The sequence below is a fragment of the Nocardia sp. NPDC004278 genome, from assembly GCF_053602975.1.
Map to the genome: position 1 here is coordinate 186244 of NZ_JBSGEQ010000007.1, position 15190 is coordinate 201433.

Below are 15190 nucleotides of genomic sequence, written 5' to 3' on the forward strand. Positions count from 1 at the left end.
CCGACTACGGGTATCCGGTTCACATGGTGGAGGTTGGTATGGCGGTTACGCTCGAGCACCCGGAGCGGGTCATCGCGCTGGAGCACGGTGAACTGTCCTCACGTGCTGCGGCCGAGGCCTATATCGAAAAGATCTGCTTCAAGTTGGGCCCACCGACGCTCATCGGCGCCGAACTCGAGTGGCTCACCGTGCAGGGTGAGTGTTCGCCGTCCGGTCCACTGGCCGCCCCCCGCCCGCAGCTGACTGCACTCGCAGATGCACTCGGACCCTATGCACCGCGGTCCATCGCCCCCGATTCACCGGCACTCTCGCTGCCAGGGGGCAGCCGGGTCACCATCGAACCCGGCGGTCAGATCGAACTCTCCAGCGCCCCGTTCGCCGCTGCCGCGCAGCTGTGCGAGGGTTTGTCCGCTGATGCCAGGATGCTGCGGGATCTGCTCGAATCCCGATCCATCCGCACTGTCTCCGCCGCCGCCGATGCGGACCGCCGCCCCAAGCGGGTATTGCGGTTGCCGCGCTATCGCGCCATGGAAGAGTCCTTCGGCGGCATCGGCCCCTTCGGCAAATTGATGATGTGCAATACGGCCGCGACCCAGGTCAGCGTCGATGCCGGTGCCGACCGCGCCGAGGTCACCGCCCGATGGAATGCGCTCTACACCATCGGTCCCACGCTGGTCGCCGCCTTCGCCTGCTCGCCGGAATTGCGCGGTGCGCCGGTTGGCGCGTGGGCATCCCAGCGCATGCGGAGCTGGTTGCGCCTCGACTATGCCCGCACCCGTCCAGCGGCGGAGTCCTGGCCCGATCCGGTCCAGGGCTATGCACGCTGGGCCCTGGATGTCCCGCTGCTGTGCGTTCGTGGCCCCGATGGCGCGCACGACGATGGCGAGATCGGCTGGTCGGCGCCGCCGGGCGCGACCTTCGCGGACTGGCTGTCCGGTGCGCTGGACGACGAGATCGGACGTCGCCCTGAGCTCGGCGATCTCGACTACCACCTGACCACCCTGTTCCCGCCGGTGCGGGCCTCGGGGCATCTGGAGATCCGCTATCTGGACGCCCAGCCGGACAACGACTGGACCGTCCCGATCCACGTATTCGACGCCCTGCTGTCGTCCCCGGATGTCGTCGCCCAGGCGGGCGCGGTCGCCGCGCCGATCGCGGGCCGCTGGCTCGACGCGGCCCGCTGCGGGCTGGCCGATCCGGAGATCCGGGCCGTCGCGGTGGAGCTGCTGACCCTGGCCGCGGCCCATGCGGCGAGTCCGGCGGCCGCCCGGGAGATCGAGTCCGCGGCCGAGCGATGTCGCAGCGGTCGCACCCCGACCGGCGAACTCGCTGCGCAGCCCGCGGATCAGCACGAGGACCGCCCATGACCGAGGCATCGCGGCGCAGACCGCCGCTTCGAGTCGCTGGCCAGAACGAGTTCCGGAGATGTTCATCGTGACCATTCAGTACCCCGCAACAGATAATTCCGGCACCGAGCGATTGCGTGACCGGATCGCCGAAGTGCTCACCCGCGCACGGGAGCGCACCGTCGGACTCACGAACCTCGACGAGGCGGAACTGGTCGCACAGCATTCGCGACTCATGAGCCCGCTCGTCTGGGATCTCGCCCATATCGGCAACCAGGAAGAGCTATGGCTGGTACGCGATGTCGGCGGGCGCGAAGCGGTGCGCGCCGATATCGATGAGCTCTACGACGCGTTCAAACACGCCCGCGCCAATCGTCCCGAACTGCCGCTGCTCGACCCGACCCAGGCCCGTGGCTATGTCGGTACCGTGCGCGACAAGGTCTGGGATGTGCTGGACACCAGCGCTTTACACGGTGATCCGCTGGTCGACGGCGGATTCGCCTTCGGCATGATCGCCCAGCATGAGCAGCAGCACGACGAAACCATGCTCGCCACCCACCAGTTGCGCACCGGCCCCGCCGTACTGTCGGCACCGGCATCGCCCACGGCGCCGAATCCGGTCGGTGGCGAAGTCATCATTCCCGCAGGCGAATTCACCATGGGCACCTCGACCGACCCGTGGGCACTGGACAATGAGCGCCCGGCGCATCCGGTGCACGTGCCCGCCTTCGCCATCGACACCGCACCCATCACCAATGCGCAGTACCTGGCCTTCATCGCCGACGGCGGCTATGACCGGCCGGAACTGTGGTCCGAACGTGGTTGGGCGCACCGGCAGCAGGCGGACCTGGTCGCGCCGCAGTTCTGGGAGCGCGATCCGGCCGGGCACTGGTGGCGTCGGGTTTTCGGCGTGATGACCCCGGTGCGTCCGCACCAGCCGGTGCTGCACGTCTGCTGGTTCGAGGCCGAGGCCTACGCCACCTGGGCCGGTAAGCGCCTGCCCACCGAGGCGGAATGGGAGAAGGCGGCCCGCTTCGATCCGGAGACCGCAACATCGCGCCGCTACCCATGGGGTGACGCCGAACCGGGTGAGGCCACCGCGAATCTCGGTCAGCGCCATCTGGAACCGGCCGATGTCGGTGCGTACCCGGCGGGTGCCTCCCCGGCCGGAGTGCACCAGCTCATCGGTGACGTATGGGAATGGACCGCATCGGGTTTCGAGGCCTATCCGGGCTTCCGTGCGTTCCCCTACGCCGAATATTCCGATGTCTTCTTCGGCGGTGACTACCGGGTCCTGCGTGGCGGCTCCTTCGGCACCGATCCGGTCGCCTGCCGCGGCACCTTCCGCAATTGGGACCATCCCATCCGCCGCCAGATCTTCTCCGGTTTCCGCCTGGCCCGCGATCTGCGAAAAGGCGAGGGCGAGTGAGGATATCGGCAGTCGGGTTCCGCGGCCGACAGGTGGCCACGGGAGGTGGGTGCTGATGTGTCGACAGCTCGGCTACGTCGGTCCCACGGTGCGCGTCGGCGACATGCTGACGCTCGGCTCGCATTCTCTGCGGACTCAGGCGTGGGCACCGAAGGATATGCGCGGCGGCGGCACGATCAATGCCGATGGGTTCGGTGTGGCCTGGTGGCGGGAAGTCGATGACGCGGTGACCGTCAGCCGGTATCGCAATCCGGCGCCCATCTGGACCGACCCGGCGGTGGAAGAGGTACTGCCGCAATTGGAATCGTGGGCGGTGCTGGCCGCGGTGCGTTCGGCCAGCGTGGGTATGCCGGTCGAGCGGAGCGCCTGTGCGCCGTTCACGCACGGCCGCTGGGCGTTCGGCCTCAACGGCCTGATACCGGACTGGCGCCGGGCCCTCAGCGCGGTTGCCGAGGAATTCGGCTCCACCGCATCCGAACTCGGCGCGGGTCAGCTCTTCGAGCCGGTGCAGTTGCTGGAGGCCGAATCCGCGACCGATTCGGCAACACTCTGGATGATTCTGCGCGGCCTGCTGTCCACCGACTCGCCCGATGGTTCATGGGCGGCGGCACCGGCGGCATTGAGTCTGCTCGTGGCCGCGGTACTGGACCGATCGCCGAACGCCAGACTGAATTTGCTGCTCGGTGATGGTCAGCAGCTGTGGGCGACCACCGTGTCCCACTCACTGTCGGCCCTGGTCACCGACGATTTCGCCATTCTCTGCTCCGAACCCTTCGACGACGATCCACGCTGGCAGCCGATTCCGGATCGGCAGCTGGTCAGCGCCAGCCCCGGCGCGCTGACGGTGGCACCCCTGCTCGCTGTCCCAAGCACGAAAGGCTCACTCCGATGACCGCACCGACGCTGGAGATCCACCTATCCGATGACGACCTGACCTCGGCGTTGCGCGCGGATGCCAGGCTCGGCCTGACCGCGGACCCGAAGTGGCTGCCGCCCAAGTGGTTCTACGACGCCCGCGGCAGTGAACTGTTCGAGCAGATCACCGAACTCCCGGAGTACTACCCGACCCGCACCGAACGCGCGCTGCTGGAGCGGGTGGTCGGCGAGATCGCCCGCACCGCGCAGGCCGAGGTCCTGGTCGAACTCGGCTCGGGTTCGGCGGCCAAGACCAGGCTGTTGCTTTCCGCGCTGACCACCGAGGGGCCGCTGAAAACCTATGTTCCGCAGGATGTCTCGTCCTCGGCGCTGCGGGCCGCCGCGGCCGAGATCGCGGCCGAGTTTCCCGGTCTCGCGGTGCACGGCGTGGTCAGCGATTTCACCGACACCCTGCACAATCTGCCGGGCGGCGGCCGCCGCATGATCGCCTTCCTCGGCGGCACCATCGGCAATCTGGTGCCCGCCGAACGCGCCGAATTCCTGTCCAGCATCTACGACGTGCTGGAGCCGGGCGAGCGATTGCTGCTCGGCGGTGGTCTGGTCATCGATCCCGCGGTACTGGTACCGGCCTATGACGATGCGGCCGGTGTCACCGCCGAGTTCAACCGAAATGTGCTGGACGTCTTGAACAATCGGCTCGACGCCGATTTCGAGCCCGATAAGTTCGCCCACGTCGCCATCTGGGATGCCGAGCACGAGTGGATCGAAATGCGCCTGGAGGCAACCGAAGATATGACCGTGACCGTCCGGGAGCTGGATCTCACCGTCCAGTTCGCCCGCGGCGAGCAGATGCGCACCGAGATCTCGGCCAAGTTCCGCATCGACGGACTCGACGCCGAACTGGCCGCCGCCGGCTTCAAGACCGAACAGGTCTGGACCGACCCGGATGACCGATTCGCCCTCGTGCTCGCGGCGCGCAGCTAGAACCGGTCGGGCGCGCCGCCGACCACCGCGCCGAGCCATTCGATGAAGGGCCGCATCGTCTCCCAGGCGGTGCGGACCTCCTTGGCGGCCCGGGGCTTGTCCAGCCAGGCCGGTGCGCCGAATTCCTTACTGCAGGTGAGTGATTTGTGCCGCAGCAGATCGATGCGCGGATGGTCGGCGTCGTAGCCCTTCGGCTTGGTCTTCAGCTGCTCGCCGCCGATGGTGAACTTGGCCTTGGTGAGCTTCGCCAGGATCGCCTCCAGCTCCGCGCCGCGCACCTCGTCATCGATGGTGGCGCGCAACTGGGCGATCTGGGCGGGCGAACCCGCATAGAATCCGCCGCCGACGAACAGTCCGGCCGCGCTGATCTGCACATACCAGCCGGTACCCGGTGCGACGCTGACCACCGCGCCCTGGGCCGTCTTGTAGGGCACCTTGTCCTTGGCGAAGCGCACGTCCCGGTACGGCCGAAAGATCTTGGCGGTGCCGAAGTCCGCCTCCAACTCCGCGGTCAGCGCGACCATCGGCGCCTTGACCGCCTCCTCGTACACATCCTTGTGCGCGGTCCAGAAGGCCTTCGAGTTATCGGCCTCCAGATCCTCGTAGAAGTCGAGTCCCGCCAGCGGGAAACCAGTGAATCCGCTCATGCGCACAACCTAGCGTCAGAGCACAGTCCAGAGCTCGGAGGGCGCTGGTCCGATGCGAGATCCGCGTAGCAGTCCAGGCCCGCGAGCGGGAATCCGCCGAATCGACTCATGGGTACAACGCTACGACGCGCGTCCGATGCATCGAGACGGTGGTCGGTCAGTCGGAGTCCGGGACCATGCTGCCGCTGAAGACGGCGTAGACCATGATCAGTCCGATAACCAACGAGATCGCCGATGCGATGGCGGCCCACTTGCCGAGGGATTCGCCCTTTCGGTGGCCGATGATGCCGAGAACGATGCCCATCGGACCGAACAGGTACGGGCAGAACAGCAACGAGATGCCCGCGCAGACGAAGCCGATGATCGATAGGGTCTGACTGTCGGACCGTGCGCCCGTCTTGCGGTACGGCTCATAGGGCTGCTGGGTGTAGGCGCCGGGATAGCGGCTGTACGGTAATTCGGGCGCGGTGTCCCCGATCGGCGGATAGACGGTGCCCGGCGGATAGGGCTGCTGGTCGTATGGTGTTCCGGCCGCGGTGCCCCACGGTTGCGGCGGTGTCGGCGATTGGTTCGGTGCGCCCGTGCTGTCCGAGGGTTGGCCCTGCTGAGCACTCTGCCCCAACTCTTGTCGGGCGGGACCCGCGGGGCCCGATGGCTGAGGCTGCGAGAGATCACCGGCCGCCGCGCTCGACGGCTGCGGTTGCGTCGCCAGATCGGGTGCGGTTTCGTCGGTCGCGCGCTGAGCCGGTGTCTGTGCGTTCCCCGGCTGCGCCGCGGAATCCGGCGCGGCGGATGCGGGCGGAACCGCTCCGGCAGGCTCGGCCTGCGGTGGCTCCAACGGCCCGGTTGCCGCCGGTGTCGCCCGGTCCGTATCCGTGGAATCGACCGGCTCGGGCGCGCTGGCCGCGGGTTTATCGGCCGCCGGTTGCTCGGGCGGCTCGGCATCGCGCTCGGGATCCTGCGGAGTGGTCATCGAACTCTCCTCGTGTCGGCGGCTGCGGGATGCCACGCCGGGGCGGTGCGCTACAGGTCGATGTCGCGGACGATCTCCATCGCTGCGGCCTCGGCAGGCCGTTCGTCCTCCTCGGCGAGTTCGGCGGCCTGCTGCTGCGCGGTCCACTCCTGTTCGAGTTCATCCCCGATGCCGAGCCAGCCGTCATCGTCGTTTTCGCGATAGCGAATGTGCAGGTCATCGGGCGGATCCTCGATATTGCGCCGATACGCGCGGATATCGTCTTCCTGCCTGTCGTCCCCCATATCCAAGTCGAGTGGGTCGCGGTCCATACCCCCAGTATCCCCCGTGACCTCGGTGGCAAAAGGGGATCCGTTGGCGGTGGCCGCTCATTTGCCAAGGGATTCGCCCTTGTTGTGGCAGATGATGCCGAGGACGACGGCCGCCGGTCCGGTGATCACGATGGGGAGCCGCAGAACATCACGACCGACAGCACAGTGGCGGCCAGGCACGAGAAGCTGATGATCGAGAAGATCGGCGCCAACTGGCACCAGGGTATACACCCGAACGACAATGGCGGCTCGGACATCGTCCGAGCCGCCATGACCTTCATGCGCAATGCCTGATTTCGTGAGCACATGGGTAACTCACCGGGCACGCCCAGAACGCAGCCGGGCACCTGACGCAGGACCTGAACACAGGCCGTGCGGCCCCCAACTGGTATGGCCTAAATATTCGGGGAGGCGGTCAAGCGTTGCCGTTGAAAAGTCCGGTGACCGAACCGTTCTCGAAGACCTCGCGGATGGTGCGCGCCAGCAGCGGCGCGATCGACAGCACGGTCAGCTGCGGGAACTTCTTCTCCTCGCTGATCGGCAGCGTATTGGTGACCACGACCTCCTTGGCGCCGCAGCTGGCCAGGCGCTCGGCGGCCGGATCGCTCAGCACACCGTGCGTCGCGGCGATGACCACGTCACCGGCACCGGCCGCCTTGAGCACATTGACCGCGCCCGCGATGGTGCCACCGGTGTCGATCATGTCGTCGATCAGGATGCAGGTGCGGCCCTCGACCTCACCGACCACGCGATTGGCCTTGATCTGGTTGGGCACCAGCGGGTCGCGGGTCTTGTGGATGAATGCCAGCGGCGAGCCGCCCAGCGAGTCGGCCCACTTCTCCGCGACGCGCACGCGACCGGAGTCGGGGGAGACCACGGTGATGTGCTCGAGGCTGTAGTTGTTGCGCACGTATTCGGCCAGCTGCAGCTGGGCGTGCATGTGATCGACCGGGCCGTCGAAGAAGCCCTGGATCTGATCGGTGTGCAGGTCGACGGTGATGATGCGGTCCGCGCCAGCGGTCTTCAGCAGATCGGCGACGAGGCGGGCGGAGATGGGCTCACGGCCGCGGTGCTTCTTGTCCTGACGCGCATACGGGTAGAACGGCAGCACGGCGGTGATGCGCTTGGCCGAACCGCGCTTGAGCGCATCGATCATGATGAGCTGTTCCATCAGCCACTGGTTCAGCGGTGCCGGAAAGCTCTGCAGCACAAAGGCATCCGAGCCGCGGACGGATTCCTCGAAGCGGACGAAGATCTCGCCGTTGGCGAAGTCGCGCGCGGTCTGCGGAGTGACGTGGACGTCGAGTTCCTTGGCGACCTGCTCGGCCAGCTCAGGATGGGCGCGTCCCGAGAAGAGCATCAGGTTCTTCTGGTTGTCGATCCATGACGCGGTCACTGCTGTTTGCCATCCTTTTGCTCGATTGCCTGACCCGACATCTCTTTGGCCGCGATGGCTTCCGCCGCCGCACGCGCCGCGTCCGTCCCTGGACGGTGTCGCTGCACCCAGCCCTCAATGTTTTTCTGCGGTCCGCCCGACACCGCCAGAGCCCCCGGCGGAACGCTTCTACGCAGCACAGTACCCGCCGCCGTATATGCCCCGTCACCCACGGTCACCGGTGCGACGAACATGGTGTCGCTGCCGGTCCGCACATGCGAGCCGACCACCGTGTGATGCTTTTTCACACCGTCGTAATTGACGAAAACGCTCGAGGCACCGATGTTGCTGTGCTCGCCGATGGTGGCATCGCCGACATAAGTGAGGTGCGGCACTTTCGAGTGCGCGCCGATCGAGGCATTCTTCGTTTCGACGAATGCGCCGAGCTTTCCGGAATCGCCGACCACGGTGCCGGGGCGCAGATAGCTGAACGGCCCGATATTCGCGCCGGGACCGATCACGGCCTGATCACCGTGGGTCCGAACAACGCGCGCGCCGTCACCGACGACCACATCGGTGAGTGTGGAATCCGGTCCGACTACCGCATCCTCACCGATCACCGTGCCGCCGAGCAATTGTACGCCCGGCCGGATTTCGGCGTCCCTGGCGATCTTCACGCCCGCGTCCACCCAGGTGGTTGCGGGATCGATAATGGTGACCCCCGCGCGCATATGCCGTTCCAAGATGTAGCGATTGAGGGTGCGTGCCGCCTCCGACATCTGCACCCGGTCGTTGACACCGGTGACCTTGGCCGCGTCCAGCAGCCGGGCGCCGTGCACCGGATGTCCGGCCTCGCGGGCCAGCCGCAGCACGTCGGTCAGGTACAGCTCGTGCTGGGCATTGGCGGTGGACAGGCGCCCGATCATGGTGCGCAGCACCGCCGCGTCGAAGGCGTAGACACCCGAGTTGACCTCGGTGATCGCCGACTGCTCCGGGGTGGCGTCGGCGTGTTCAACGATCTCGATGACCTGGCCCTTGGCATTGCGGACGATGCGGCCGTAGCCGTTCGCGTCGTCCGGCACGAAGGTCAGCACCGTGACCGCGGAGCGTTCTGGATAACTGCGGTGCTCGTCGAGCAGCGCGGACAGGGTGTGCCCGTCCAGCAGTGGCACGTCGGCGGAGGTGACCAGCAGGTCACCGGTGAAATCCGCCGGAACCGACGCCAGCGCGCACTGCACCGCGTGGCCGGTGCCGAGCTGTTCTTCCTGGATGGCGGTGGTGATGTCGCGGCCCAGTTCGGCGGCGACGTCGGCGACCGCTGCGCCGACTTGTTCGCGGTCGTGCCCCACCACGGTAATGAGGAACGCGGGGTCGATCTCGTTGGCCGCATGCAGCGCGTGCGCGAGCATGCTTCGACCGGCCAGCGAATGCAGCACTTTAGGAGTCTTCGACCGCATTCGCGTCCCGGCACCGGCTGCGAGAACGACGACGGCGGTCTGCTGTGGCATGGATCTCCCTCGGCTGCCTGTCATCGTGCCAGTGATGTGCGCGGCCAACGATAAGCCATCGTGCCGATGTGCTCCGCCGCCAGGACTCGAACCTGAACTATCTGAACCAAAATCAGAGGTGCTGCCATTACACTACGGCGGATTGTCACACCGGCGGATCTTGCGAAACCCGCCGCTGTGCCAGCGGCACGGCATGAATCCTCGCATGCGGACCGCCGATCCGTCGAACTCCCGGGTGGAATTGGGTCCGGATGCCACTGATAACGTCTGGGACGGGGTCGACTGATTTCGCACGTACATGGGTAACTCGTCGGGGACGCCCAGAACCTGGCCCCGTACGCGACCTTCGGCCCGCAGCGAAAGCCTGGTTGCGCTCGACGGCCGGCAAGAGACGCGGAGAGGCGGAGGAGCACGGTGTCTTCGGGTGAGCCGCCCAAGGTGTCCCGACCGCGGATGACGGGAACGCAGCGGCGGCAGCAGTTGATCGAGATCGGTCGTGCGCTGTTCGCCGAGCGGGGGTACGACGCGACATCGATCGAGGAGATCGCGCAGCGGGCCCAGGTCTCCAAACCTGTGGTGTACGAACATTTCGGCGGCAAAGAGGGGCTCTACGCGGTGGTCGTCGACCGCGAGATGTCGATGTTGCTGGATATGATCACCTCCTCGCTGACCCAGAATCGGTCCCGGATCCGGCTCGAACAGGTCGCGCTCGCGCTGCTGACCTATATCGAGGAACGCACCGATGGATTCCGAATCCTGGTGCGCGACCAGCCCGCTGCCACGGCCGAGGGTCGCTACTCGAGTCTGCTCAATGAGGCAACCAATCAGGTCGCGCATATCCTCGCCGGTGATTTCGAGCGCCGCGGATTCGATACCAGTCTGACCGGTCTGTACGCGCAGGCATTGGTCGGCATGGTGTCGACCGCCGCGACCTGGTGGTTGGACGAGCGCAAACCATCGAAAGAGGTTGTGGCGTCACATCTGGTCAACCTGTGCTGGAACGGGCTCAGTCATTTGGAAGCCGATCCGCAGCTCAGCTCCGAATGGCGCGCCGGTACGGGAGACTGACCGCATTGGTAGCCAGTGAATTGCGCAGTGTGCCCGTCCGAATGCTCGAATTCCTTGGCGGGCGCCCACCTGGTGGTACGGTTCACCCATCCTCTGGGTGCTGTTCGGGCGGTAAGTCGGTCTACTTCGGGATGTCGGTCTACTTCAGGATGGCTGGTTTTAGGGATGACAGGCGGATCTGATGGCTAGGCAAGCGCGCGCGGAGATCACCCGCGATTCCGTCCTTGCGGGTGCTGCCGATGTCTTTCTGCGCTTGGGATATGCGAATGCGAGCCTGAGCGAGATCATCGCGCAGTCGAACGTGACCAAGGGCGCCTTGTACTTTCACTTCGGTTCGAAGGAAGAGCTGGCGCGCGCCGTGGTCGACCAGGGCAATGAGCGCCTGGTCAGTTCCTGCCAGGGCTTCTTCGATCCGAGGGTGCCCGCACTCGAGGCATGTATCGGGATCACCTATGTCGTCGCGGACCTATCCATGAACGATCCGATGGTCGGCGCGATGCTCAAGCTGACCCATCAGATCGGCGACTATCGCGGCGCCCAGGGCGACAATATCGCCAAGACCTGGGGCGATACCTACCGAGTTCTGGCCGAGCGGGCCATTGCCCAGGGCGATCTAGAGCCCGATCTGGACGCCGAGGTGATCGGCCTGCTGCTCCAGGAGATGACCGCGGGCGTGCACATCACGGCGGTCGGCACCGATTCCATCGATCAGATGGCGACCCGGATGGAACGGGCCTGGTACTTTCTGCTGCCCGCGATCGTGCCTCCGGAGAAACTCTCTTACTTCCGCGAATTCGCCGCCCGTCGCCTACGCCGCTACGTCCCGTAGGTCGGTCCGCACCGGTCCAGGCCGAGAACGGTGTCACCCTGCATTGGTAGGTTGTCTGGTGCCGACTGATTTCGTGAGCCATGGGTAACTCACCGGGTACGCCCAGAACTCGACCACTCGGTTGGCCATCCGGAAACCCACCTGAGCTCAGGGAGTGTTTGATGCCCACCCACCGTCCACCTCTCGCGGGACTGGCCGCGGTGGCCGGGGCCGATTCCGCCTTGCGAACCGTCGCTGACCTGGTCGGCAAGTCGCCGGTCGAATTGGTCGGCCCGTCGGCGGTGCGACCGTTCGTCGCGGCGACCATCGCGGCGCAGCGGCCGCTGGTGGTGGTGACCGCGACCGGGCGCGAGGCCGACGATCTGACCGTCGAACTCGAAGAGATACTCGGCGCGGCGGTCGCGCAGTTCCCGTCCTGGGAGACGCTGCCGCATGAACGGCTGTCGCCGGGTGCGGACACCGTGGGACGCAGGCTGGAGGTTTTGCGAAGGCTTGCGCATCCAGAGGACGCGGTGTTCCCGGTGCCGTTGCGGGTCGTGGTGACCACCGTTCGTTCCCTGATGCAGCCGATGGCGGCGGGCCTCGGCGATATCGAGCCCATCGTGCTGCGCGTCGGCGCCGAATTCGATTTCGACGAATTGCTCATGCGCCTGGTCGAATTCGCTTACACCCGCGTCGATATGGTCGGCAAGCGCGGTGAGTTTGCGGTGCGCGGCGGCATCCTCGACGTCTTCCCGCCGACCGCGGATCACCCAGTGCGTGTGGAGTTCTGGGGTGATGAGGTGACCGAGCTGCGGCCCTTCGCGGTCGCCGACCAGCGGTCGCTGACCGATGTGACGGTGGATGTCGTCGTGGCACCGCCGTGTCGAGAACTTCTGCTCACCTCGGCCGTTCGCGAGCGCGCCGCCGAGGTCGCGGTGGCGAATGCCGCCGACGCCGCGCTGGTCGAGATGTTGGAGAAGCTGGCCCAGGGCATTCCGGTCGAGGGGATGGAGGCTCTGCTGCCGGTGCTCCAGCCCGGCGAATTGCGGCTGCTCACCGAGGTTCTGCCGGACGGAACCCAGGTGCTGCTGTGTGATCCGGAGAAGATCCGCACGCGGGCGGCGGATTTGGTGCGCACCGGCGAGGAATTCCTGGAAGCCTCGTGGACCGCCGCTTCATTCGGTGGTGCGGCCCCGCTCGGCGGGCACGGGCTCGATCTGGCCGCCTCCGGCTACCGGGCGCTGCCCGAAATCCATGACAGCGCAAACCAGCACGGCCTGCCCTGGTGGAGTCTGAGCCCGCTGACATCCGGCGATCCCGCCGAGGTGGTGTTGCCGGTGCTGGCCGGTCCGGCGGCGCGCGGTTCCGATGAACTGGTGGCGACGATCTTCGCGTCCCTGCGTGCGCATGTGCTCACCGGCGGACGCGCGGTGGTGGTCGTTGCGGGTCACGGTACGGCGCAACGCATTTTGGAACGGCTCGCCGATGCCGAAGTGCCCGCCGCCGCATTGGCGGTCGCAGCCGAGCCGACGCCAGGACTGGTCGGTGTGCTGTGTGGTTCGCTGCACGACGGGTTGATCTTCGACGACGCCGGGCTGGTCGTGGTCGCCGAATCCGATCTCACCGGCAACCGGGTCACCGCACCGGCGGAGGGAAAGCGACTTCCGGCCAAGCGCCGCAACCAGGTCGACCCGCTGGCGCTGAGCGCGGGCGATATGGTCGTGCACGATCAGCACGGCATCGGCCGGTTCGTGGAGATGATCGAGCGCACCGTCGGCGGGGCCCGGCGTGAATACCTCGTCATCGAATACGCGCCCGGTAAACGCGGTCAGCCCGGCGACCGGCTGTTCGTGCCGATGGAATCGCTCGATCAACTCTCGCGCTATGTCGGCGGCGAGATGCCGAGCCTGTCCAAACTCGGCGGCTCCGACTGGGCGAATACCAAACGCAAGGCGCGCAAGGCGGTTCGCGAGATCGCCGGTGAACTGGTGCAGCTGTACGCGGCGCGCCAGGCCGCGCCGGGGCATGCGTTCGGTCTGGATAGTCCGTGGCAGAAGGAGATGGAGGACGCGTTCGCGTTCACCGAGACCGTCGATCAGATGACCGCCATCGCCGAGGTGAAATCGGATATGGAGAAGCCGGTCCCGATGGACCGCGTGGTCTGCGGTGATGTCGGCTACGGCAAGACCGAAATCGCGGTGCGCGCCGCGTTCAAGGCGGTGCAGGACGGTAAGCAGGTCGTCGTGCTGGTGCCGACAACCCTACTGGCGCAACAGCATCTGCAGACCTTCACCGAACGCGTCGCGGGATTCCCGGTGACGGTGAAGGGACTGTCGCGTTTCACCGATCCGGGCGAATCCCGCGCGGTGCTGGAGGGGATGGCGGACGGCTCCGTCGATATCGTGGTCGGCACGCACCGCCTGCTGCAGACCGGCGTGCGGTGGAAGGATCTCGGCCTGGTCGTAGTCGACGAGGAACAGCGCTTCGGTGTCGAGCACAAGGAGCACATCAAGGCGCTGCGCACCCATGTGGATGTGCTGACCATGTCGGCCACCCCGATTCCGCGCACCCTGGAGATGAGTCTGGCTGGCATCCGCGAGATGTCGACCATTCTCACCCCGCCGGAAGAACGCCATCCGGTGCTCACCTACGTCGGCGGCTATAACGATAAGCAGGTCACCGCGGCCATCCGGCGTGAACTGCTGCGCGACGGCCAGGTCTTCTATGTGCACAATCGGGTCTCCTCGATCGACAAGGCGGCCAAGCGAATTCGGGATCTGGTGCCCGAGGCGCGGGTGGTGGTCGCGCACGGTCAGATGAACGAGGACATGCTAGAGCAAACAGTGCAAGGGTTTTGGCAACGTGAATTCGATGTGCTGGTCTGTACGACCATTATCGAAACCGGTCTCGATATCTCGAATGCGAATACCTTGATCGTGGAACGTGCCGACGCCCTCGGTCTTTCGCAGCTGCACCAGTTGCGTGGTCGGGTCGGCCGCAGCCGGGAGCGCGGGTACGCGTATTTCCTCTACCCGCCGGAGAAGCCGCTCACCGAGATGGCCTACGACCGGCTCGCCACCATTTCCCAGAACTCCGATCTCGGTGCGGGTATGGCCGTTGCCATGAAGGACCTCGAAATTCGCGGTGCCGGAAATGTGCTCGGCGCCGAACAGTCCGGTCACGTGGCCGGTGTCGGATTCGATCTGTATGTGCGACTGGTCGGTGAGGCGGTGGAGGCGTATCGCGCCGCCGCCGACGGTAAGCCGATCCTCACCGAGGAGGTCAAGGAGGTTCGCATCGACCTCCCGGTGGACGCGCATATTCCGCCCGACTACATCACCAGTGACCGGCTCCGGCTGGAGGCCTACCGGAAATTGGCTGCCGCACAGGATCATCCGGCGCTGGAGTCGGTTGTCGAGGAGCTCGTCGACCGCTACGGCCCGCTGCCGGTCGAGGTCGGCAGGCTGGTCTCGGTGGCCAAGCTGCGGCTGCTCGCGCGCGAGTACGAGGTCACCGAAATTGCGGTCACCGGAACCACCTTGAAGGTTTCGCCGCTGAGTCTGCCCGATTCCAAGCAGATGCGTTTGAAGCGTCTGTACCCCAGTGCGGGCTATCGCGCCGCCAGTGGTGTCGTGCAGCTGCCGCTGCCCCGGGTCGAGGACAGTGTCGGTGCAGACCGGGTCCGCGATCTGGTGCTGCTGCAATTCGTGGCCGACCTGCTGCTCCAGTTGGACGGAAAGCCGAAGGGATTCGTCGATCTTCGGGTTGCCACCGAGGTCGCGGCTCGATGAGTTCGGATCGTGAGGAGGCCGTGCTGCGCGCCGCCCGACATGCGGCCGCGGCGGCGGGCAAGGCGAACGGT

The 15190-nt window shown here is 66.3% G+C and carries 13 protein-coding genes and 1 tRNA gene; 8 read left to right on the forward strand and 6 right to left on the reverse strand.

What is annotated here, in order from left to right:
• Positions 1-38: 38 nt before the first annotated feature.
• The 4 genes from egtA to egtD all read left to right on the forward strand — a co-directional run bounded on the left by egtA (position 39) and on the right by egtD (position 4635).
• Positions 39-1367 (forward strand): ergothioneine biosynthesis glutamate--cysteine ligase EgtA, encoded by a 1329-nt coding sequence (gene egtA / locus ACWEO2_RS13610; RefSeq protein ID WP_452405578.1) that lies wholly within the window; start codon positions 39-41, stop codon positions 1365-1367.
• 67 nt (positions 1368-1434) lie between these two features.
• On the forward strand, positions 1435-2775 hold the full coding sequence (egtB, locus tag ACWEO2_RS13615; protein WP_452405579.1) for an ergothioneine biosynthesis protein EgtB: 1341 nt from the start codon (positions 1435-1437) through the stop codon (positions 2773-2775).
• Positions 2776-2830: 55 nt separating this feature from the next.
• On the forward strand, positions 2831-3667 hold the full coding sequence (gene egtC, locus ACWEO2_RS13620; RefSeq protein WP_452405580.1) for an ergothioneine biosynthesis protein EgtC: 837 nt from the start codon (positions 2831-2833) through the stop codon (positions 3665-3667).
• Positions 3664-4635, forward strand: coding sequence for an L-histidine N(alpha)-methyltransferase (gene egtD, locus ACWEO2_RS13625; protein WP_452405581.1), 972 nt, complete (start codon positions 3664-3666; stop codon positions 4633-4635). Before egtC ends, egtD begins: the two co-directional genes overlap by 4 nt.
• Here egtD and ACWEO2_RS13630 read toward each other — a convergent pair.
• The 3 genes from ACWEO2_RS13630 to ACWEO2_RS13640 all read right to left on the reverse strand — a co-directional run bounded on the left by ACWEO2_RS13630 (position 4632) and on the right by ACWEO2_RS13640 (position 6566).
• Positions 4632-5282: a DUF2461 domain-containing protein gene (locus ACWEO2_RS13630; RefSeq protein WP_452405582.1), complete on the reverse strand. Its 651-nt coding sequence runs from the start codon at positions 5280-5282 to the stop codon at positions 4632-4634. The two genes, egtD and ACWEO2_RS13630, sit on opposite strands and share 4 nt — an antisense overlap.
• Before the next feature lie 157 nt (positions 5283-5439).
• Positions 5440-6255, reverse strand: coding sequence for a hypothetical protein (locus tag ACWEO2_RS13635; protein ID WP_452405583.1), 816 nt, complete (start codon positions 6253-6255; stop codon positions 5440-5442).
• Between the two features lie 50 nt (positions 6256-6305).
• On the reverse strand, positions 6306-6566 hold the full coding sequence (locus ACWEO2_RS13640) for a hypothetical protein (RefSeq protein WP_354951352.1): 261 nt from the start codon (positions 6564-6566) through the stop codon (positions 6306-6308).
• A gap of 84 nt (positions 6567-6650) precedes the next feature.
• On the opposite strand from ACWEO2_RS13640, the gene ACWEO2_RS13645 reads away from it, so the two are divergent.
• Positions 6651-6860, forward strand: coding sequence for a hypothetical protein (locus ACWEO2_RS13645; protein WP_452405584.1), 210 nt, complete (start codon positions 6651-6653; stop codon positions 6858-6860).
• A 121-nt stretch (positions 6861-6981) separates the two neighbouring features.
• Here the strand turns inward: ACWEO2_RS13645 and ACWEO2_RS13650 are convergent, their stop codons facing one another.
• From ACWEO2_RS13650 to ACWEO2_RS13660, 3 genes are all read right to left on the reverse strand, one after another.
• On the reverse strand, positions 6982-7962 hold the full coding sequence (locus ACWEO2_RS13650) for a ribose-phosphate diphosphokinase (protein ID WP_354951356.1): 981 nt from the start codon (positions 7960-7962) through the stop codon (positions 6982-6984).
• Positions 7959-9449, reverse strand: a complete 1491-nt coding sequence (gene glmU, locus ACWEO2_RS13655) for a bifunctional UDP-N-acetylglucosamine diphosphorylase/glucosamine-1-phosphate N-acetyltransferase GlmU (protein ID WP_452405585.1) — start codon at positions 9447-9449, stop codon at positions 7959-7961. The genes ACWEO2_RS13650 and glmU overlap by 4 nt, the downstream gene beginning before the upstream one ends.
• Before the next feature lie 71 nt (positions 9450-9520).
• Positions 9521-9591 (reverse strand) — tRNA-Gln (locus tag ACWEO2_RS13660).
• Between the two features lie 311 nt (positions 9592-9902).
• On the opposite strand from ACWEO2_RS13660, the gene ACWEO2_RS13665 reads away from it, so the two are divergent.
• The 3 genes from ACWEO2_RS13665 to mfd all read left to right on the forward strand — a co-directional run bounded on the left by ACWEO2_RS13665 (position 9903) and on the right by mfd (position 15119).
• On the forward strand, positions 9903-10517 hold the full coding sequence (locus tag ACWEO2_RS13665; protein WP_354951360.1) for a TetR/AcrR family transcriptional regulator: 615 nt from the start codon (positions 9903-9905) through the stop codon (positions 10515-10517).
• Between the two features lie 181 nt (positions 10518-10698).
• The gene (locus ACWEO2_RS13670; RefSeq protein WP_452405586.1) at positions 10699-11346 is read left to right on the forward strand and encodes a TetR family transcriptional regulator; all 648 of its coding nucleotides are present in this window, start codon (positions 10699-10701) and stop codon (positions 11344-11346) included.
• Positions 11347-11507: 161 nt separating this feature from the next.
• Positions 11508-15119: a transcription-repair coupling factor gene (mfd, locus tag ACWEO2_RS13675; RefSeq protein WP_452405587.1), complete on the forward strand. Its 3612-nt coding sequence runs from the start codon at positions 11508-11510 to the stop codon at positions 15117-15119.
• The last annotated feature ends 71 nt before the right edge of the window (positions 15120-15190 follow it).

What these genes read in the sequence shown, in the direction of transcription:
- egtA (WP_452405578.1), top strand. Translation starts at nt 39, where the DNA reads ATGGCGGTTACGCTCGAGCACCCGGAGCGGGTCATCGCGCTGGAGCAC.
- egtC (WP_452405580.1), top strand. Translation starts at nt 2,831, where the DNA reads ATGTGTCGACAGCTCGGCTACGTCGGTCCCACGGTGCGCGTCGGCGAC.
- egtD (WP_452405581.1), top strand. Translation starts at nt 3,664, where the DNA reads ATGACCGCACCGACGCTGGAGATCCACCTATCCGATGACGACCTGACC.
- ACWEO2_RS13630 (WP_452405582.1), bottom strand. Translation starts at nt 5,282, where the DNA reads ATGAGCGGATTCACTGGTTTCCCGCTGGCGGGACTCGACTTCTACGAG.
- ACWEO2_RS13635 (WP_452405583.1), bottom strand. Translation starts at nt 6,255, where the DNA reads ATGACCACTCCGCAGGATCCCGAGCGCGATGCCGAGCCGCCCGAGCAA.
- ACWEO2_RS13640 (WP_354951352.1), bottom strand. Translation starts at nt 6,566, where the DNA reads ATGGACCGCGACCCACTCGACTTGGATATGGGGGACGACAGGCAGGAA.
- glmU (WP_452405585.1), bottom strand. Translation starts at nt 9,449, where the DNA reads ATGCCACAGCAGACCGCCGTCGTCGTTCTCGCAGCCGGTGCCGGGACG.
- ACWEO2_RS13665 (WP_354951360.1), top strand. Translation starts at nt 9,903, where the DNA reads ATGACGGGAACGCAGCGGCGGCAGCAGTTGATCGAGATCGGTCGTGCG.
- ACWEO2_RS13670 (WP_452405586.1), top strand. Translation starts at nt 10,699, where the DNA reads ATGGCTAGGCAAGCGCGCGCGGAGATCACCCGCGATTCCGTCCTTGCG.
- mfd (WP_452405587.1), top strand. Translation starts at nt 11,508, where the DNA reads ATGCCCACCCACCGTCCACCTCTCGCGGGACTGGCCGCGGTGGCCGGG.